Genomic DNA, 19,416 nt, shown 5'->3' on the forward strand with positions numbered 1-19,416 from the left:
GGCTTACTTCGACTCCTTCTGTTTGTAAATTTCAAGCTGTTCAACTAAGTTGAATGGTTTCACATCGTACATGTTTTCAATCAAGTCAGTGACTTTTTGCTTAGGCTGTTCGTCAGCTTCTTTGATTGCTTGTTTGATTTGTTCTTTTGCATCTTCGATGACTTTATTCTCTTCTTCTTCAGACCATATGCCTTTGTTTTCCAAGAATTTGCGGTAGCGTACCAATGGATCTTTTTGCTCCCACTCGTTTTCATCTTCTTTTGTACGATATCTTGTTGGATCGTCACCAGCCATTGTATGTGGGCCGTAACGGAATGTAAGAGTTTCGATTAATGTTGGACCTTCACCATTTACAGCGCGCTCACGAGCTTCAGCAGTTGCTGCATAAACAGCTAATGCATCCATACCGTCAACTTGTACGCCTACGATACCAGCTGCAGCTGCTTTTTGTGCAATTGTTTGTGCAGCAGACTGCTTTTCAACAGGTGTAGAGATCGCATATCTGTTGTTTTGGACAACAAAAATCGCTGGCGCTTTGTAAGCCCCTGCAAAGTTAATACCTTCGTAGAAATCACCTTGTGAAGCTCCACCGTCACCAGTGTAAGTGATTGCAACAGCTTTTTTACCGCGTTTTTTCAAACCAAGAGCTACACCAGCAGCTTGAATGATTTGTGCACCAATAATGATTTGCGGTGAAAGTGCATTCACATCTTCAGGCATTTGGTTACCAACAAAGTGTCCGCGAGAGAACAAGAATGCTTTTGTTAGCGGAAGACCATGCCAGATTAATTGTGGTACATCACGATATCCTGGAAGAATGAAATCTTCTTTCTCAAGTGCAAAGTGAGTTGCAAGCTGAGAAGCCTCTTGTCCAGCTGTTGGCGCATAGAAGCCAAGACGTCCTTGACGGTTCAATGAAATTGAACGTTGATCTAATACACGTGTAAACACCATACGGCGCATTAATTCTTTTAATTGGTCATCTGAAAGATCCGGCATTGCCGCTTCGTTTACGACTTCGCCTTTTTCGTTTAAAATTTGAAACGTTTCAAACTGCTTTTTGATGGCATCAAATTGCTTTTTGCTATCAACAATTGCTTTTTTTGTTTTTGCAGCCATTCTAAAGTCACCTCTTCCTTTCTTTTAACAGTCCATTTGTCGTGAATCCATTTATACATACAGATATAGGATAACCCAAAATACTCATATGACTCCTGTATATAATAGCCACTAAGATCGTTGTCGAAACATTGGTTGACCACTCACTTTTGAGTCCTTCTAACTGTATTAACGATAGTTCACAAAAAACTAATACAACTTCTGTTAACAAGGAATAGTTTACAACAAGAAAAATAGTCCGTCAATTGATTTAACGGCTTTATTTAAATAAATGTATTCGCTTTACTTTTTATGGTGAACTGTATCAATCTGTTTAACAAACAACCCGAACTGTACTAGTATAGAGTGTACTGCTGTACTACAATAGAAAATGTTTGTTTTTGTCGAAAAATAAAAAAAGAGCTGTTTTTCAGCTCTTTTTTGACTCTTGATCTGCCGCTTTATACAAAGCTTGTTTATACTCATTCAATTGGTCTGTATATTGATTGAACTTCTTACTTTCTTTTCTGACTTTACTATATGAACGATTCACGGCCTTCAGCTTAGACTTCAGCTCTTTATATCCTAAATCCTTTTTCTTTAAAGATTGATACAAATGCTGATCTTGTTTCAGTGCCTTTTGATACTCCTTGTAAAGCTGATCATATGACGCATATCGTTTCTCGATTGATTTAACTGTTTGATTGGCTTTCTCTTTTAACTCCGCATCTTGCAATCGTGCGGCCGATTCCTTTACCGTGTTCAATTCCTTTTTCGATTCATCCATACTGTCTTTTTCTGTTTTTAAATGTTCTTCTCGTTTCGCTGCCGATGCTAACGCCTGATTAGAAAGGCTTGACACTGTTTTTGTATGGTCCTTTGTTGTTTGAATCATTTTTGAATACAGCTTCTGCTCTTTTTTTTCATAGCTTTGCAGTGTATCTTGCTCTTTTTCGAAAGATGCTTCTTTTTCACTCATTTTCGTCATCGCATCCTGCATGTCATTGAACGGACTTTGACCTCCGCATCCTGCCAGCAAAAGGGTACATATCCCCGCTAAAGCAGCACCTGCTTTCATGCTTCTTTTCATCTGTCTCATCACAAGGTCCCCCTTTACATCTCCACATACCACTATAATTTTTATAGGCGTTTGTGACAAGGAAAGAGGTCAGCCTGATGAGGCGGAGAAGATTTTTTTCAAGCCATAGGCGCATGACTATACAAATAGTGCATTCATACATAGTTTATATTACACGCTTCGCCTTCACTTATGAGAGGCCGAGTGTATTTCCAAAGGAGGTCAAAAGTATGTCTAATTATAGTCATGGAAGTATGTATGGTGGATACGGTGGATACGGCGGTTACGGGTATGGATTCGGTGGCGGATATGGCGGCGGCTGTTGTTACCCAAGTTATGGCGGTGGATACGGATGCGGATACGGCGGCGGACGTACATTCGCTTTAATCGTTGTGCTTTTCATCCTATTAATCATCGTTGGCGCAGCATTCTTAGGCGGCGGTGGCTGCTGCTAAGGCGGTTTAAGCCTCTGACCGGTCTCATAGGACCGGTCTTCTTTATTTCATTGCATATGTTGTGTATCATTTTATATACTTTACATACAAAGGAAATAGGAGTGAAGTTTTGTGATTACCATGGAAGATATCGTAAGGGACGGACATCCCGTCTTAAGACAAACAGCTGAAGCGGTCGAGCTCCCGCCGACAGAAGAGGAAAAACAACAATTAGCTGACATGATTGAATTCGTTAAAAACAGTCAGGATGCTGACATTGCTGAAAAATACGGCCTAAGACCCGGCGTTGGATTGGCTGCTCCGCAAATCAATATTAGTAAACGGATGATCGCTGTTCACTGCGAAGATGAAGACGGAGAAGAATACAGCTATGCTCTGTTCAACCCGCGTATTGTCAGTCATTCAGTCAAAAGAGCTTATTTAGCGACTGGTGAAGGCTGCTTATCTGTTGATGAAGCTATCCCTGGATTTGTTCCTCGATATCAAAAAATCAGGGTCAAGGCGACAACTCTTGAAGGAGACGACATTGATATCCGCCTAAAAGGGTTCCCTGCCATTGTCTTTCAGCATGAAATTGACCATTTGAATGGCATTATGTTTTATGATCATATTCAAAAGGATCAGCCATTCGCTGAGCCAGAAAATTCTGTTGCAATCGGCAGATCATAACATAAAAAGAAGACCCGGCGATCTAAGGGTCTTCTTTTTTTATTCTTCAATGAGGCCAAGATGGGTCACTGCATGAAATATGCCGTCCTCATCTACTGGCTTTGTCACAAAATCAGCCAAAGCTTTCAGTTCACTCACAGCATTCCCCATCGCAACGCCTGTTCCTGCAAACGAAATCATTTCTCTATCATTCAGTCCGTCTCCAAAGGCAATGGTATCCTTTTGATCGTAAGGAAGTCTTTCGATGACTCGTTTGATCCCTTCAGCTTTTGATCCGCCTTTTGGCAGAACGTCTGTTGACAGCTCATGCCATCTGACAAGGTCAATCTCTTCGCGGAAAGCCTTATATTGAACTTCCTCTTCTGCCTTACAAAATAACAGCATTTGAAAAATGTCGTTTTCTTTAAAGAAAGACAAATCATGCTCAGGATGCTCTGTTTTTAAAGTACCGATTCCTTCATGGATAAACGGATGATTCGGCACAGACGCCTTCATCGTTTCTTCCCCCATAAAAACAAGCGGATGATCATGACGATCCGCTGTCTCATAAATCCGCTCCATCAGCTCTTGCTTCAGCGGATTGCCGTAAATAACGTCTCCCTCATACATGACATACTGACCGTTATAAGCAATGAATGAGTCAAGCCCTAATTCTTCTAAAATGGGCTGAATCAGAAAAGGAGAACGCCCAGATGCAATAAAGAGATGATGTCCTTTTTCTTTTAATAAATGAACTGCTCGCTTCGTTGACTCAGGTATTTTTTTATCATGGTCATATAAAGTACCGTCGATATCAAAGAAGATGACTTTTTTATTCATATCTCGCCCTCCTGCCCTTTGTTATGTATATACACACTCCCTTTCATCATACAGAAAGATTTCCGCTTTCGAAACCAATTCCTTTTGAAAACGCCTATTTCCCACATATAACCATGTAACATTCATTGGAAACATCATATAATACAAGTATATAGAGAGAACGGAATACGCTGTCTAAGCTCACTTCAAACCGAAAGGAGGCGGCATGTGATGCTACGTCGTCTGCGCAAGAAAATTCGAAGACAATGGAAGGACATGCTTCGTAAAAAATCGATTGCTTAAAGGGATCTTCCGCACATTTGCTGAAGGTCCTTTTTTCTCAGAGACTTTTCTTATGCGCGTTTTTTTAATATAATAGAATAAGCGAGTGTAACATACGGTATTTAAGGAGAGATTTGGATGATATATAAGGTATTTTTTCAGGCAAGTACTACTGAGGTACCTGTAAGAGAACACACAGATTCACTATACGTTGAAGCGGTTTCTGAAAGAGACGTACGCGATAAGTTGAAAAAACATAACTACAACATTGAATTCATTCAGCCTGTAGACGGTGCTTTTTTAGACTATGAACGAGAAAGTGAAAATTTTAAAGTATTGGAGCTATGAGAGGAATGAAATTTGTTAAAAACGATCAGGCGGCAGTTTTTGCGCTCGGCGGTTTAGGCGAGATCGGTAAAAACACGTATGGCGTTCAATTTCAAGATGAAATCATTTTAATTGATGCTGGTATTAAGTTTCCTGAAGATGAGCTACTTGGAATTGACTACGTCATCCCTGACTATACGTACTTAGTTAAAAACGAAGATAAAATCAAAGGTCTTTTCATCACTCACGGACATGAAGACCACATCGGCGGTATCCCTTACCTTCTCAAGCAAGTGAATATTCCAGTTTACGGCGGCAAACTCGCAATCGGCCTACTTCGTAATAAATTGGAAGAGCATGGTCTCTTGAGACAAACAAAACTTCATATTTATGAAGAAGAAGATACCATTAAGTTTAGAAAAACAGCTGTGTCTTTCTTTAGAACGACACACAGTATTCCAGATTCTTATGGAATTGTCGTCAAGACACCTCCTGGTAACATCGTACATACAGGTGATTTCAAGTTTGACTTTACTCCTGTTGGCGAGCCTGCCAATTTAACCAAAATGGCTGAAATCGGAAAAGAAGGCGTTCTTTGTCTTTTATCTGATAGTACAAACAGTGAAATCCCAGAATTTACGATGTCTGAAAGACGCGTAGGTGAAAGCATTGATGACATCTTTAGAAAAGTCGATGGACGTATCATCTTTGCCACGTTTGCTTCAAACATTCACAGACTTCAGCAAGTGATTGAGTCTGCTGTTGCCAACGGCAGAAAAGTCGCTGTATTTGGACGCAGTATGGAGTCTGCTATTGATATTGGACAAGATCTTGGCTATATTAAATGTCCGAAAAACACGTTTATTGAACATAATGAAATCAACCGCCTTCCAGCAAACAAAGTGACAATTCTTTGTACTGGGAGCCAAGGTGAACCGATGGCAGCTCTTTCACGTATTGCGAACGGTACTCACCGCCAGATTTCCATTAACCCTGGAGACACTGTTGTCTTCTCATCTTCACCGATCCCAGGTAACAATATTAGCGTAAGCCGCACCATTAACCAGCTTTATCGTGCCGGCGCTGAGGTCATTCATGGCTCGCTTAATAATATTCATACATCTGGTCACGGCGGACAAGAAGAACAAAAACTCATGCTCCGTTTAATTAAACCAAAATTCTTTATGCCGATTCACGGTGAATACCGCATGCAAAAAACGCATATCAAACTTGCGAATGATTGCGGCATTCCTGAGGAAAACTGCTTTATCATGGATAACGGTGAAGTGCTTGCACTGAAAGGTGACGAAGCAAGTGTCGCTGGCAAAATTCCATCAGGCAACGTGTATATCGACGGAAGCGGTATTGGCGATATCGGAAACATCGTTTTAAGAGACCGCCGCATCCTTTCTGAAGAGGGTCTTGTCATTGTAGTCGTCAGCATGGACATGAAAGAATTCAAAATCTCTGCTGGCCCTGATTTGATCTCAAGAGGTTTTGTCTACATGAGAGAATCTGGAGACCTAATCAACGATGCACAGGATTTAATTTCAAAGCATCTTGAAAAAGTAATGGAACGTAAGACAACTCAGTGGTCTGAAATTAAGAACGAAATTACTGATACCCTTGCACCTTTCCTTTATGAAAAAACAAGACGCCGCCCAATGATCTTACCGATTATTATGGAAGTATAATCTCAAAAAGAGACACAAGCCGCTTGGCTGTGTCTCTTTTTTTCACCATTCATTAAAAAAACCGCATATATACTTATGCGGTTTCTCTCTTTTTATGATTGAATTGGGAGATGCTGAAAGCTTCTGACATCAAACAAACCCTTTGTCGTCATTTTCACATCAGGAATGACTGGGAGTGCCAAGAATGACAGCGTCAAAAACGGATTAAAGTCTAAAGTAAAACCTGTTTCTTTTAACGCTTCATGGAGTGCATGAAGGCTTTCATTTACAAGATGTGCTGGCTGATCTGACAATAAACCAGAGATCGGTAATGGCAGCGTATGAAGAGACTGACCATCTTTGACAACAGTCAAACCGCCGCCTACTTCTTTTAACACGTCAATGGCTTTCACGATATCAGCATCATTTGTGCCAACCGCAATTAAATTATGAGAATCATGCGCAACCGTTGTTGCAATTGCACCCTTTTCTAACCCAAAACCGCTGACAATCCCTACCCCCATTTCAGATAAGCCTTGATGACGTTCGACAAGCACCATTTTTAATACATCTCTTTCTGTATCACTAGTGAATTGTCCGTTCGTTTCTGAAGGAGAGACTTGTTCTAATTTTGTTTCTAGCTGATTCGGAATAATGCGGATGACATTCATTTTTTGATGGTCTGTAATAGGCAGTATCAGATCTTGCTCTTGAACGTCTATAGCATGAACAGATTGTAATAATGCTGGACTCGGTGCAACCTTTTCGATACTTGGCTTGTACTCTCCATGCTGCGCAACCAATTCTCCTGCAATAAATACGCTAGTGACGTCTACTTGATGAAGATCAGAGACAAGCATAAAGTCAGCATCAAAGCCTGGCGCAATGGCTCCCTTTGTTTTGAGGCCAAAACACTCCGCTGCGTTTAAACTTCCCATTTGATACGCTAAAAATGGGTCCAGCCCTTCTTTTATAGACATGCGTACTTGATCATCAATACTTCCCTGATCCATTAAATCATCTAAATGTTTATCATCGGTGCAAAAGAAAAAGCGTCTCGCATTCTTTTCATTCACAGCTGGTAAAACGTTTTTCACGTTTTTGGCAACAGAGCCTTCTCTCAGCATGACATACATGCCTCGTTTTACACGTTCAAGGGCTTCGCCGGCTGTTGTGACCTCGTGATCTGTTTGGACACTCGCTGTGCGGTAAACGTTTATTAATCGGTCCGTTAAGCCTGCTAGATGGCCATCAATCAATTTATTCTCGTTTTGAGCATCAAGCAGCTTTTGAAGCATATCTTCTTCTGCCTGCTCCACACCGACATAATCCATCACCTCGGCAAGACCAAGAACCTCCTTCTCTTGATAAAGGGGCTTTAAATCTTTCGCTTTCAAAACAGCACCTGATCGTTCAAAACTGACTGCCGGTACACAGGAAGGCAGCATAAAATAAATATTTAAGGCAGCTTTTCTCGCTTCTTCCAGCATAAAACGGATGCCTGTAATACCTGACACATTGGCAATTTCATGCGGGTCTGTTACGACAGTTGTCACACCGCGCGGGACGACAGCTTTGGAGAATTCAGCAGGGGTAACCATAGAGGACTCGATATGAACGTGGCCATCAATAAAACCGGGTACAAGCATTTGACCTGCTGCATCCAGCTCTTGTTCTCCCTCGTACTCTCCAATCCCTACTATTTGTCCATTTTCAACAGCGACATCAGCGTCTATCCATTCCTGGTTAAACACGTCCATAACCTTCGCATGTTTAATCACTAGGGCTGCTTTTTTTCTCTTTGCAGCTACTTCAATTTGATGTCTGAAAAGCTCCTTATCCAACGACACTGCCTCCTCCAAGTAAACAATATAATGTTTCTTATCGTAAACGAATCTGTTTGCTCAGTCAATGACATTTAGAGAAAATCAACCAGATAAAAAGACTGATTTTTATTTCTGAATAGTGGTAATTGCACGAAAAATATGATGATTGACTTTTGCTGTTATTTCAGAACAAAACAGCCCTTCTTCATGCCTTCTTTCCTCTCCACTGTCCACCTCATGTGTACAAAATCATATAAAAAAACACCCCGCCCAGGAGTGTTTAATAATCGTTCTGCATTTCTCGTTTTTCAAAGCGCCCGATATCGGCTACTGCCCCAATGACAATCAGAATATCTTCTTTTTGAATCATTTCATCTGCGAGCGGTGAAACAATCACTTCTTTTCCGCGCTTTATCGCTACAATATTAATACCATATCTCGCTCTAATATCGAGATCTAGAAGAGAATGCCCTGCAAGCCTGCTGTTGGCAACGATTTCAATGAGGCTGTACTCATCTGACAGCTCAAGATAATCTAATACGTTGTTGGAGATGATTTTATGTGCAATTCTTCTGCCCATGTCCCGCTCTGGATGAACGATGCGATCAGCTCCAATTTTATTTAGCACCTTTTCGTGGTAATCGTTTTGCGCTTTTACTGTGACCATTTTGACGCCAAGCTCTTTCAGCATAATCGTAGTTAAAATACTGGCCTGAATGTTTTCACCAATCGCAACGATGACATGGTCAAAATTGCGAATGCCGAGATTTTTTAAAACAGATTCATCCGTCGAATCGCCAATGACCGCATGTGAGGCGATTTTCGCGTATTCGTTCACTCGATCTTCATTCATATCCATGGCCATGACTTCAAGTCCTTCTTCGCTCAGCGCCTTGCAAATACTTCCGCCAAAGCGTCCAAGACCAATGACTGCATATTCCTTTTTCATGTTCAGACTCCTTTTATCTCACTTACCATGCATTTTACTACGGTTTGATTAATGAATCCATATGCGAGCGAATTTTTTTGCGGAACGCTTCACTTAAGTAAAGATCTGCTCCTTTTTCAATTTCACTGCGGTAATGACCTGGCGGAGCAATTTCTTCACTCTTTTGAAGAACAAGAAAGGTTAAACAGTCAACATATATTTGATCACCTATTTTGATGTCGACAAAAGCTGGACGATATGTGCCCTCATATACGCCTTCTCGTTTGTACAAATATCGAATGGCATCAAAAGGAACCTCATATAAAACGCCCTCTGTTTCTCCACCGTCTTCTACCATATCGGCTCTTGATCCATCAGGCCTCACCAATGTAAATCTAGTTGTAAAGCCGTTCAGTGCCCCGCCGCCGATGATTTGTTTAAAATAATGATCGACTTCCGCCAGCTTAAATCTTGCATCATCCATACAGGAGCCATAGGCAAAATAATAGAAGGATGCCGGCTTCTGCTGCCACATGCTATATTCCTTCCAGCAGCCGCTCTCGATCTCCTTCAGCGCTGATGCCTTCTGCTTTGGTAGAGTGTATGTAATAGCCGCCACCGGCCCTTGGTCTGTCATGACATCGACCACCTGCTTGTCATACCCTTCCTCAAGTAAATCTATCTTATTCAATGCGCTTACGGTTACCTCGTACAATTCACCATATACTGTGCTTTTTTCTTCAGGAATGCATGCAGGATATCCATGACCTGTATCATAGATTCTGCCACTGATCCAAGCTGATTTAGCTAATGGTCTGCTTTCTTTCATATACGTCTCATGGTGCTCTTCATGCTGCAGAAGCGTCCCATATACAAATAAAGCTTTCATTGTCATGAAATCACGCCCTCTCGCCTTGCTGCTGTCTGCTTTTTTGACACACAGGTAAATAGATATGAAAAGCTGTACCTTTACCCAGCTCACTAGACACATCCATTCTACCATGATGATCTTTTAAAATCGTTGCACAGATGGTGAGACCAAGCCCCGTCCCTTCTGTTTTCGTGGAGAAGAAAGGATCATATATTTTCTGAATATCCTCTTCAGACATCCCTTTTCCTTCATCTTGAATGGTAATTTTCCATTCGTTCATCAATTTTTCTGTTGATATGTAAATGCTTCCGCCTTCAGGCATTGCCTCAATGGCATTTTTGATTAAATTAATGAAAAGCTGCTTCATTTGGTTAGCGTCTGCTAATATAGCACCGGCATCTTGCTTTTTAAAAGGCTGTTTAAGATCAATATTCGAAAGAACTGCATTCGTTTTCAGCAATGTAATGACCTGCTCTAACAGTCCATGAAGCTGAACTTCTTGAAAGTGGACCGACTGCGGCTTTGCCAGCACAAGCAGCTCACTTAAAACAAAATCAATCCGTTTAATTTCGGAAAAGATTATGTCAAAATAATCGGTTCTTTCAGGATATTGTGTTTTCATCAGCTGCAAAAAGCCGTTTACTGAGGTCAGCGGATTTCTGACTTCATGGGCGATTCCAGCGGCTATTTGTCCTGCAACGGCCAGCTTTTGCGCCTGCATTTGCAATTGTTGATTTGATCTTTCAAGCTCAAGCTTTGCCAGCTTTTGTTTTGTAATATCTGCAACTGTTCCAATGCCTCCAGTAAACTGGTGCTTCTCATCAAAGTAGAGCTTATAATGAACATCTCCCCATACTTTCTTTCCCTCTTTGTGAAGAAGCTGCAGCTCGATCCGCCCTGAATCCTTATGCTCCTGGATGACAGATAATAAATGCTGAACAACTCTTTCTTCTTGATCAAAGTACTGATTGTACATCGTGCCTAGACATTCATCTATGTCATAGCCGGTCATTTGTTTCCATGCTTGATTTAAGAAAATGATTTGCCCTTTTTCATCTGTTTCAAAGACGATTTCTTGCAAGTTATCTGTAATTCGATTCAGCCGCTCTGTCAGTTCGTGTGCTTCTTTTTCTCTCTTATTTAGATCTGAGACAAGTAAATTCAAACGGTCTACATAACCTGAGACAACCCAGATCCCTGCTAACACAACGACTGTAAAGGCTAGATCGAGCGGCCAATTAATTTGATAGCCGCCTAGATAATAAAAGAAATCCCAGCTTAAGATTAAGATAAATGCAAGAACAGATAACATGATCCGCACTTGATATGTTTTGTTCAAATGATTCCACCTGCCGCCCTGAGATTCTTTGTCAATTGTACCATTTTCCACTTATTTTTTGAGGGAGATGGGGCATTTTTAAGGAACTTTTTTAAAGAAAAAATAGCCTGTTCTCAGCACAAAGGAAGAGAGCAGGCTATTTTGATTACTGCTGAAGAGCCTCTTGCAGCTCTTTTAACAGTAGTTCTGCGCCTTCAGCGCTTAATGTAATTTGACCATTTCCGTATTCATGGTTCTCTGATGTAATCTCACCAGTCATGAGACAAACACCCTCTGGCTGATATTTTTTCAAGACGATTTTATCTCCATCTATAAAAAATTCCATACTGTCTTTAATAGCGATATCAAGTGCTCTTCTCAATTCGATTGGCATCACAATACGCCCTAGTTCGTCTACTTTTCTTACAACTCCGATAGATTTCAATTTCGTTCCCTCTTTCTTTCATTAGCTCAAGATCAATCTGTTTTTCACCAATTGATATATCGTAGACGTAAGAGATTCTTAAAAGGTTTCTCCTATATAAAAATTTTTTTCATAAACAAAAAAACAAAGGGAAAATTTATTGTGATTGTCAAAATGATACTTGAATTTTACAGATTCATTTCAAGGTGATCACAAACCCCCACAAATGTCATCAACCCTCTGAACTTTTAAATGTAAAATTGTTTAAAACAGCAAAAATAGAGATTGGGTGAAAACATGTTTCAAAATGCCGAAATTGGAATTGATTTAGGAACAGCTAACATATTGGTTTATAGTAAAAATAAGGGAATTATTTTAAACGAACCGTCTGTCGTGGCAGTCGATACAGAAACAAAGACTGTACTTGCCGTCGGAGCAGAAGCAAAAGAAATGATCGGGAAAACACCTGGGAAAATTGTTGCGATCCGTCCGATGAAAGACGGTGTCATCGCTGATTATGATATGACAACAGATTTACTTAAACAAATCATGAAAAAAGCAGGTAAAAATATCGGATTCACCTTCAGAAAGCCAACGGTCGTTGTATGTACACCTTCTGGTTCAACGGCTGTTGAGCGCCGTGCCATCAGTGATGCTGTGAAAAACTGCGGAGCCAAACATGTGCATTTAATTGAAGAACCTGTTGCAGCTGCGATCGGTGCTGATCTTCCGGTAGACGAGCCCGTTGCGAACGTTGTAGTCGATATTGGCGGCGGAACAACGGAAGTTGCGATCATTTCGTTTGGCGGCGTTGTCTCTTGTCATTCGATCCGAATTGGCGGCGATCAGCTGGATGAAGATATCATTACGTTTGTCAGAAAGAAATATAACCTATTAATCGGCGAACGGACTGCCGAGCAGGTGAAAGTGGAAATTGGGTATGGTCTTATTGAGCATGAGCCTGAATCATTAGAAGTGCGCGGGCGCGATCTTGTGACAGGTCTGCCAAAAACGATCACACTTGTTTCTCATGAAATTCAAGGCGCCATGCGAGAATCACTTCTTCATATTTTAGAAGCGATTCGTGCCACATTAGAGGACAGCCCTCCAGAGCTAAGCGGAGATATTGTAGACCGCGGCGTTATTTTAACTGGCGGCGGTGCCCTTTTAAACGGAATTCAAGAATGGCTTTCTCAAGAGATTGTTGTTCCAGTCCATATTGCAGCCAATCCACTTGAATCTGTTGCAATTGGGACAGGTCGTTCATTAGAAGTGATCGACAAATTGCAAAAAACTTTAAAATAATCTTCTTGTTCTACTTCTTTTTTCGTCATTTCGATCATATCGTGAGAAATGGATAAACGTGAAGGAGGAAGAACATGTTGCTTGATTTAGGTAAACGGGTCGTTGTCACAGTCATTTTAACGGGTATTATTTTAGGAGGAATGAGCTTGTCGTTTTCACATATGCCGCCTTCTAATGCACAGCCTGTGAAACAACTGAACCGCTAAAAAAGTCGCACGAAAGCGGCTTTTTTATTTTGGCCTTACGCGTGCTCCCCATTTTCCTTTTCGGTCTTAAATCTGATATGATGAACATGACTAAAGGAGGGTTTTTTATGAGTTCATTTGAAAAACAACTAGATCAATATGCTAAGACCATCGTTGAAGTCGGTGTAAATGTACAAAAGGGGCAGGAAGTGGTTGTGTCTGCATTTACTGAATCTGCACACCTTGTTCGTCTTGTAGCGAAACACGCGTATGAGCGCGGGGCGAAAAACGTACATATCCGCTGGAGTGATGGTGTTCTCACTCGTTTAAAATATGAACATGCACCGCAAGATGTATTTGAGCAATTCCCAGAATGGGAAGCACAGATGATGGAAACCATCGCAAAACGCGGCGGCGCTTTTATTACCATCCTGTCAGAAAGCCCTGACCTTCTGCGAGGCATTGACTCGAAAAAAATTGCAGCACAGCAAAAGGCTGCTGGGTCAGCACTACATACATATCGTCAATACGTTCAATCTGACAAAGTCGCTTGGACAGTCGTAGGTGCTGCATCAAAAGAATGGGCGAAAAAGATTTTCCCTGATCATACAGATGAAGAGGCAGCCGCTTTATTGTGGGATCAAATCTTTAAAGTCGCACGCGCTGATCAAGCAGATCCTGTTGAGGCTTGGAAAAACCACGATGCGTCATTAAACGAAAAGGTCAAAATACTCAATGAACGCCACTACCACAAGCTTCATTATGAAGCACCGGGCACAGACTTAACGATCGAGCTTCCAGAGCAGCATATTTGGGTAGGTGCTGGCAGCGTAAGTGAACGCGGCGTCTCGTTCATGGCCAACATGCCGACAGAAGAAGTCTTTACCGTACCGAAAAAAGACGGTGTAAACGGGACAGTCTCAAGCACAAAGCCACTCAGCTATGCTGGAAACATCATTGATGAATTTTCATTAACCTTTGAAAATGGTCGGATTGTGGATGTGAAAGCAAAAGAAGGCGAAGATATGTTAAAATCTCTCGTTGAAACAGATGAAGGCTCTCATTATCTAGGTGAGGTTGCCCTCGTACCAGATGATTCACCAATTTCTAACTCAAATATTCTTTATTACAATACACTTTACGATGAAAATGCATCAAACCACCTTGCCATCGGCAGCGGATATGCGTTTAATATCGAAGGCGGAAAAGAAATGAAACGAGAAGAATTGGATGCAGCGGGTGTGAACAGCAGTATTACACACGTAGATTTCATGATTGGTTCAAAGGAAATGAATATTGACGGGATCACAAAAGACGGGAAACGCGAACCGATCTTCCGAAATGGAAACTGGGCGATTTAATCAAAAAAGACATCCACATGTGGATGTCTTTTTTTTATGCGTAAAGCTCTTGAAGTCTTTTTTGGATGTCTTGATCTGATAAAAACTCATCATATGTTGTTTGTTTATCGACGATGCCATTTGGCGTCACTTCGATAATCCGGTTTGCGACTGTTTCAACAAATTGATGGTCATGAGATGAGAAGAGCATAGCTCCTTTAAAGCTCATGAGGCCGTTATTCAGCGCTGTAATGGATTCTAGGTCTAAGTGGTTCGTTGGCTCATCCAGCAGCAAAACATTCGCTCCAGACAGCATCATTTTTGATAACATACAACGAACCTTTTCTCCTCCTGATAAGACACTTGCTTTTTTCTTCACTTCTTCCCCAGAGAAAAGCATACGTCCTAAGAAACCACGCAGGAAGCTTTCGCTTTGATCATTCGGAGAATATTGACGAAGCCAATCGACGAGATCAACGTCGTTTCCTTCAAAGTATTCACTATTGTCTTTCGGGAAAAAGGCTTGTGACGTTGTAACGCCCCATTTAAATGATCCGCTGTCTGGCTCCATTTCACCAGCAAGGATTTTAAATAAAGTGGACACAGCAAGCTCATTACGGCTTAAGAACGCAATTTTATCTTCGCGATTCATAATAAAGCTGACATTATCCAGTACTTTCACACCGTCAATTGTTTTTGATAGACCTTCTACTTGAAGGACATCATTTCCGATTTCGCGCTCTGGCGCAAAATGAACATACGGATATTTACGTGAAGATGGCTTAATGTCGTCTAAAGAGATTTTATCAAGCAATTTCTTTCTTGATGTCGCTTGCTTCGATTTAGAAGCGTTCGCACTAAACCGGGCAACGAATTCTTGAAGCTGCTTAATTTGTTCTTCTTTTTTCTTATTTGCATCTTGGCTGAGTTTCAGCGCTAACTGGCTGGATTCATACCAGAAATCATAGTTACCGACGTATACTTGAATTTTACCGAAATCAAGGTCCGCAATATGTGTACATACTTTATTTAAGAAATGACGATCATGCGAAACAACGATGACGGTATTTTCAAAGTTAATGAGGAACTCTTCGAGCCACTGGATTGCTTGTAAGTCCAAGTGGTTCGTTGGCTCATCGAGAAGAAGAACGTCAGGCTTGCCAAATAAAGCTTGAGCTAAAAGTACTTTTACCTTTTCAGAACCGCCAAGCTCAGACATTTTCTTCGATTGAAGGCTCTCTGGAATGCCAAGACCTTTTAATAAGATCGCTGCTTCACTTTCTGCTTCCCAGCCGTTTAACTCAGCAAACTCACCTTCAAGCTCTGCTGCACGAATTCCGTCTTCATCTGAGAAATCAGGTTTCATATAGATCGCATCTTTCTCCTGCATCACATCATATAGACGTTTGTGACCCATCATGACGACTTTTAATACTTCAAATTCTTCGTATTCAAAGTGGTTCTGTTTTAAAATCGCTAAACGCTCACCAGGACTCATATGAACATCGCCCGTTTGAGCCTCAATTTCTCCAGAAAGAATCTTTAGGAACGTTGATTTACCAGCTCCATTGGCACCAATTAATCCGTAGCAGTTGCCAGGAGTGAATTTAATATTTACTTCTTCAAATAGTTTACGATCAGCAAAGCGCAAACTAACATTATTTACTGCAATCATTTATTAATCCTCCATCACTCATTCATCATTATGAAGTATAACATGAATAACGTTTGATAGAAACGTCTCTTGCGAAGAACAAAGGCTTTTTGTCCATTATGGTATAATAAACAGGAATGATTGATTGAAGGAGCTCGGGCGATTTGAGATTACTCACACTGATGGAATACTGTTTATTGATTTTCTTTATGGGCATTTATTTATCTGCAACAGGTTTTAATGCGAAGGACTTTGGCCTTTATATTGGGCTTGTCCTCATTTATACACTGGTCCACATCTTTTCCAAACGTTTTTTACAAAAGCGGGGCAAAGAAAACCAAAAGATCGGATTGTTTCGATCCGTTTTGGCCATTACCGGATCTGTGTTCGTTTCTGTTCTAGCGATTGTGATCATTGTTACAGTGCTCACGCCAAATTAAAAACGACCCTTCTTGTAAGGGTCGCTCGTTCAAGCACCTTTCTCTTGCTCACGAGAAGGTGCTTTTAATTTGTCTGTCGAATGTCGCCAAATGGGAAGAAAACAAATTCTGATGTTCCGACAACCCGATCCTTTTCAATGAGGCCAAGTCCATTTCTGCTGTCCATGGAATTTAGTCTGTTGTCCCCCATCACAAAGTAATCGTTTTTCGGTACTTTCACTGGACCAAAATCTCCAGTTAAATGCACTTCATACTCTTTCGCATGCGCCTTGTTCTCTTTTAAATAAGGCTCATCTACTTTTTTTCCATTAATGTAAAGCGTATCATCCTTCATTTCAATCGTATCACCTGGAAAGCCGATTAATCGTTTAACATAATGAATCTTCTGACCATCTTTTCCATTAATAATCACAATGTCACCGCGTTTCACACCACCGAGATAGTTAATGGTTTTGTTGACAAACAGCTTTTCCCCGTCATGAAGGGTCGGTTCCATTGACTCTCCTTCCACTACATACGGTTCAAATATAAAGGTACGGATGAGCAAGACGAGCGCAAGTGCGATTAAAATGGCTTTGATCCATTCAAACAGTGAACTTTTCTTCTCTGTTCTGGCTTGCTTTGCATCAGATTGAATTTCATTTTCGTTTTGTTTGTTTTCTTCGTTCAAAATACTGCTTCCTCCTAAGACTTTCTGCTAAAAGACTTGAAACGTGAATTGAATAACTTTACTTTATCATATGTCATTTAAAAATTCACAAGACAACCATCTAATTAGATATTTTTTCCTAATTCACTGATGATTAAACAAAAAGAAGCACCGTTTTTCACGATGCTTCTCTTCTGCATTACGCTTCTTGCCTGACTGGTTTTTTCAAAATACCCAGTAAAATCGCTGTCACAACGGCACCGATTAAGATGCTGATGATATAAAGAACTGGATGATTTGTTACCCAGAAAACAAATAGTCCGCCATGCGGTGCAGGAAGCGTCACTCTAAAGAATTCCGTTAATCCGCCAGCAACTGCTGCACCAATAACAGCTGAAGGAATCACACGAAGAGGATCTGCCGCAGCAAATGGAATCGCCCCTTCCGTGATGAAGGCAGCTCCCATGAAGTAACATGTAATCCCTGCTTCACGGTCACGTTTTGAGAACTTATTTCTAAAGATCGTTGTTGCAAGTGCAATACCTAGTGGTGGAACCATTCCGCCTGCCATAATCGCAGCATGCGGTGCATAGTTGCCAGCAGCAATCATTGCAAGACCAAATGTGTAAGCCGCTTTGTTAATTGGACCTCCCATATCAATTGCCATCATACCAGCTAAAATAATACCCATTAAGACAAGGTTTCCAGTACCTAATGATTCAAGCCAATGTGTTAATCCGTCCATCACCATTTTCACTGGTGTGTTGACAATATAGTGCATGATAATGCCGGTGAAGAAAATACCGAACAATGGATACAGCAGAACTGGTTTAATTCCGTCGAGTGTCTGCGGTACGAATGTGAATACTTTTTTGAGCAGCACAACAATATAACCCGCTAGGAAACCAGCAATCAGTCCGCCCAGGAACCCTGCACCTGCTGCTGACGCCATAAATCCACCGACCATACCTGGTGCAAAACCTGGACGATCTGCAATACTCATAGCAATAAATCCAGCTAATACAGCAACGATTAAGGCAAGCGCATTATCTCCGCCAATTCCTTTTAATACAGCTGCAAATGAATTAAATGAAGGGTCCTTAGGATCTGCTGAGTTAATCCCCCAAAAGAATGAAATCGCAACAAGGATACCGCCTCCGACAACAAATGGAAGCATGTTACTTACACCACTCATTAAGTGCTTGTAAAATCCGCTTCTTCCTTTGCCAGATGATTCATTTTCGTCTTTTGAAGAACTGCCGCCTGAACCTTTATAAATTGGCGCATCTTGATTGATTGCTTTTTCAATCAATTCCTGCGGACGGCGAATACCAGCTGTTACAGGGACTTCAATGACATGTTTGCCTTTAAAGCGTTCCATTTCAACTTGCTTGTCCGCTGCCACAATGATGGCTGGCGCTTCTTCAATTTCTTTTGCTGTAAGGGCATGTTTAATACCGCCAGAGCCGTTTGTTTCAACTTTAATGTCAACGCCCATTTCTTTTGCTTTTTCTTTCAAAGCATCTGCTGCCATAAATGTATGTGCAATGCCGGTCGGGCAAGCTGTTACCGCTAAAATTTTAGCAGGTTTTCCTTCTGCAGCAGGCTCGTCTTGAACTTCCTCTTCTTCTTCATCGTCTTGATCATGTGTATTGATGATCTCAATGATTTCATCTTCAGTCGCCGCTTCAAGGAGCTGCTTTCGAATTTCTTCACGCATTAGAAGTGTAGATAAACGAGAAAGTGCCTCTAAGTGCGTATTGTTTGCGCCTTCAGTTGCGGCAATCATAAAGACAAGATGACTCGGCTGCGCGTCCAGTGATTCATAATCTACACCAGCAGTTGAGCGGCCGAATGCAATGGCAGGCTCTTTTACACTTGCTGTTTTAGCGTGCGGGATGGCAATTCCTTCGCCAATACCAGTAGAGCTCTGTTTTTCACGATTGATCACAGCTTCTTTGTAGCCCTCTTTATCATTTAACTTGCCGGCTGTATCTAAAACAGTGACCAGCTCTTCAATGACTGCTTCTTTCTGCTGGCTGTCTAATTGAAGCTTAATGGTCTGCTTCGTGAGTAGTTCTGTAATTTTCATGATG

General features: G+C 41.2%; 19 protein-coding genes. 8 read left to right on the top strand and 11 right to left on the bottom strand.

The features are described from left to right. Positions 1 to 3: 3 nt before the first annotated feature. Positions 4 to 1,119: a pyruvate dehydrogenase (acetyl-transferring) E1 component subunit alpha gene (gene pdhA, locus ACLGGR_RS02320; protein ID WP_410972419.1), complete on the bottom strand. Its 1,116-nt coding sequence runs from the start codon at positions 1,117 to 1,119 to the stop codon at positions 4 to 6. Positions 1,120 to 1,528: 409 nt separating this feature from the next. After that, positions 1,529 to 2,197: a YkyA family protein gene (locus ACLGGR_RS02325; RefSeq protein ID WP_323647019.1), complete on the bottom strand. Its 669-nt coding sequence runs from the start codon at positions 2,195 to 2,197 to the stop codon at positions 1,529 to 1,531. 233 nt (positions 2,198 to 2,430) lie between these two features. Between ACLGGR_RS02325 and ACLGGR_RS02330 the strand changes: the two genes are divergently transcribed. Continuing rightward, entirely contained in the window at positions 2,431 to 2,631 is a 201-nt protein-coding gene (locus ACLGGR_RS02330; protein ID WP_142945017.1) for a YjcZ family sporulation protein, read from the top strand. Between the two features lie 111 nt (positions 2,632 to 2,742). Further along, positions 2,743 to 3,300, top strand: coding sequence for a peptide deformylase (gene def, locus ACLGGR_RS02335; RefSeq protein WP_410972420.1), 558 nt, complete (start codon positions 2,743 to 2,745; stop codon positions 3,298 to 3,300). Positions 3,301 to 3,339: 39 nt separating this feature from the next. Here def and ACLGGR_RS02340 read toward each other — a convergent pair whose 3' ends face one another. Further along, positions 3,340 to 4,119 (bottom strand): Cof-type HAD-IIB family hydrolase, encoded by a 780-nt coding sequence (locus ACLGGR_RS02340; RefSeq protein ID WP_142944698.1) that lies wholly within the window; start codon positions 4,117 to 4,119, stop codon positions 3,340 to 3,342. A 399-nt stretch (positions 4,120 to 4,518) separates the two neighbouring features. Here ACLGGR_RS02340 and ACLGGR_RS02345 point away from each other — a divergent pair, with 399 nt between their 5' ends. Both ACLGGR_RS02345 and rnjA read left to right on the top strand, forming a co-directional pair. After that, on the top strand, positions 4,519 to 4,728 hold the full coding sequence (locus tag ACLGGR_RS02345) for a DNA-dependent RNA polymerase subunit epsilon (RefSeq protein ID WP_008345114.1): 210 nt from the start codon (positions 4,519 to 4,521) through the stop codon (positions 4,726 to 4,728). Positions 4,729 to 4,733: 5 nt separating this feature from the next. After that, entirely contained in the window at positions 4,734 to 6,401 is a 1,668-nt protein-coding gene (gene rnjA / locus ACLGGR_RS02350; RefSeq protein ID WP_003212511.1) for a ribonuclease J1, read from the top strand. Between the two features lie 92 nt (positions 6,402 to 6,493). Here the strand turns inward: rnjA and ade are convergent, their stop codons facing one another. The 5 genes from ade to abhA form a co-directional block, all read right to left on the bottom strand. Next, the gene (gene ade / locus ACLGGR_RS02355; protein WP_410972421.1) at positions 6,494 to 8,224 is read right to left on the bottom strand and encodes an adenine deaminase; all 1,731 of its coding nucleotides are present in this window, start codon (positions 8,222 to 8,224) and stop codon (positions 6,494 to 6,496) included. A gap of 262 nt (positions 8,225 to 8,486) precedes the next feature. Next, on the bottom strand, positions 8,487 to 9,155 hold the full coding sequence (locus ACLGGR_RS02360) for a potassium channel family protein (protein ID WP_008345123.1): 669 nt from the start codon (positions 9,153 to 9,155) through the stop codon (positions 8,487 to 8,489). A 37-nt stretch (positions 9,156 to 9,192) separates the two neighbouring features. Further along, a complete protein-coding gene (locus tag ACLGGR_RS02365) occupies positions 9,193 to 10,029 on the bottom strand; it encodes a gamma-glutamylcyclotransferase family protein (protein WP_410972422.1) in 837 nt (278 codons plus the stop codon). Positions 10,030 to 10,033: 4 nt separating this feature from the next. Continuing rightward, positions 10,034 to 11,344, bottom strand: coding sequence for an ATP-binding protein (locus tag ACLGGR_RS02370; protein ID WP_142944695.1), 1,311 nt, complete (start codon positions 11,342 to 11,344; stop codon positions 10,034 to 10,036). Between the two features lie 145 nt (positions 11,345 to 11,489). Next, complete coding sequence (gene abhA, locus ACLGGR_RS02375; protein ID WP_017359400.1) at positions 11,490 to 11,768, bottom strand: transcriptional regulator AbhA; 279 nt, start codon at positions 11,766 to 11,768, stop codon at positions 11,490 to 11,492. A 276-nt stretch (positions 11,769 to 12,044) separates the two neighbouring features. On the opposite strand from abhA, the gene mreBH reads away from it, so the two are divergent. The 3 genes from mreBH to ACLGGR_RS02390 all read left to right on the top strand — a co-directional run bounded on the left by mreBH (position 12,045) and on the right by ACLGGR_RS02390 (position 14,598). Next, positions 12,045 to 13,052, top strand: a complete 1,008-nt coding sequence (gene mreBH / locus ACLGGR_RS02380) for a rod-share determining protein MreBH (protein WP_410972423.1) — start codon at positions 12,045 to 12,047, stop codon at positions 13,050 to 13,052. A gap of 74 nt (positions 13,053 to 13,126) precedes the next feature. Beyond that, entirely contained in the window at positions 13,127 to 13,258 is a 132-nt protein-coding gene (locus ACLGGR_RS02385) for a protein YkpC (protein ID WP_003210922.1), read from the top strand. Between the two features lie 107 nt (positions 13,259 to 13,365). After that, positions 13,366 to 14,598, top strand: a complete 1,233-nt coding sequence (locus ACLGGR_RS02390; RefSeq protein WP_142944693.1) for an aminopeptidase — start codon at positions 13,366 to 13,368, stop codon at positions 14,596 to 14,598. A gap of 34 nt (positions 14,599 to 14,632) precedes the next feature. On the opposite strand, the gene ACLGGR_RS02395 is transcribed toward ACLGGR_RS02390, so the two are convergent. After that, complete coding sequence (locus tag ACLGGR_RS02395) at positions 14,633 to 16,252, bottom strand: ABC-F family ATP-binding cassette domain-containing protein (protein WP_142944692.1); 1,620 nt, start codon at positions 16,250 to 16,252, stop codon at positions 14,633 to 14,635. A gap of 143 nt (positions 16,253 to 16,395) precedes the next feature. Between ACLGGR_RS02395 and ACLGGR_RS02400 the strand changes: the two genes are divergently transcribed. Continuing rightward, positions 16,396 to 16,671: a hypothetical protein gene (locus ACLGGR_RS02400; RefSeq protein WP_048238832.1), complete on the top strand. Its 276-nt coding sequence runs from the start codon at positions 16,396 to 16,398 to the stop codon at positions 16,669 to 16,671. Positions 16,672 to 16,735: 64 nt separating this feature from the next. Here ACLGGR_RS02400 and lepB read toward each other — a convergent pair whose 3' ends face one another. Together lepB and ACLGGR_RS02410 are read right to left on the bottom strand one after the other, a co-directional pair. Then, complete coding sequence (gene lepB / locus ACLGGR_RS02405; protein ID WP_410972613.1) at positions 16,736 to 17,308, bottom strand: signal peptidase I; 573 nt, start codon at positions 17,306 to 17,308, stop codon at positions 16,736 to 16,738. A 211-nt stretch (positions 17,309 to 17,519) separates the two neighbouring features. Next, a complete protein-coding gene (locus ACLGGR_RS02410; RefSeq protein ID WP_251215525.1) occupies positions 17,520 to 19,412 on the bottom strand; it encodes a PTS fructose transporter subunit IIABC in 1,893 nt (630 codons plus the stop codon). Between the last annotated feature and the right edge of the window lie 4 nt (positions 19,413 to 19,416).

Source organism: Bacillus sp. BD48, from assembly GCF_046566805.1.
Lineage (GTDB): Bacteria > Bacillota > Bacilli > Bacillales > Bacillaceae > Bacillus > Bacillus safensis.

What these genes read in the sequence shown, in the direction of transcription:
- ACLGGR_RS02340 (WP_142944698.1), bottom strand. Translation starts at nt 4,119, where the DNA reads ATGAATAAAAAAGTCATCTTCTTTGATATCGACGGTACTTTATATGAC.
- ACLGGR_RS02390 (WP_142944693.1), top strand. Translation starts at nt 13,366, where the DNA reads ATGAGTTCATTTGAAAAACAACTAGATCAATATGCTAAGACCATCGTT.
- ACLGGR_RS02365 (WP_410972422.1), bottom strand. Translation starts at nt 10,029, where the DNA reads ATGACAATGAAAGCTTTATTTGTATATGGGACGCTTCTGCAGCATGAA.
- ACLGGR_RS02385 (WP_003210922.1), top strand. Translation starts at nt 13,127, where the DNA reads ATGTTGCTTGATTTAGGTAAACGGGTCGTTGTCACAGTCATTTTAACG.
- ACLGGR_RS02395 (WP_142944692.1), bottom strand. Translation starts at nt 16,252, where the DNA reads ATGATTGCAGTAAATAATGTTAGTTTGCGCTTTGCTGATCGTAAACTA.
- mreBH (WP_410972423.1), top strand. Translation starts at nt 12,045, where the DNA reads ATGTTTCAAAATGCCGAAATTGGAATTGATTTAGGAACAGCTAACATA.
- pdhA (WP_410972419.1), bottom strand. Translation starts at nt 1,119, where the DNA reads ATGGCTGCAAAAACAAAAAAAGCAATTGTTGATAGCAAAAAGCAATTT.
- ACLGGR_RS02410 (WP_251215525.1), bottom strand. Translation starts at nt 19,412, where the DNA reads ATGAAAATTACAGAACTACTCACGAAGCAGACCATTAAGCTTCAATTA.
- ACLGGR_RS02330 (WP_142945017.1), top strand. Translation starts at nt 2,431, where the DNA reads ATGTATGGTGGATACGGTGGATACGGCGGTTACGGGTATGGATTCGGT.
- ACLGGR_RS02345 (WP_008345114.1), top strand. Translation starts at nt 4,519, where the DNA reads ATGATATATAAGGTATTTTTTCAGGCAAGTACTACTGAGGTACCTGTA.
- rnjA (WP_003212511.1), top strand. Translation starts at nt 4,734, where the DNA reads ATGAAATTTGTTAAAAACGATCAGGCGGCAGTTTTTGCGCTCGGCGGT.
- ACLGGR_RS02360 (WP_008345123.1), bottom strand. Translation starts at nt 9,155, where the DNA reads ATGAAAAAGGAATATGCAGTCATTGGTCTTGGACGCTTTGGCGGAAGT.
- ACLGGR_RS02325 (WP_323647019.1), bottom strand. Translation starts at nt 2,197, where the DNA reads ATGAGACAGATGAAAAGAAGCATGAAAGCAGGTGCTGCTTTAGCGGGG.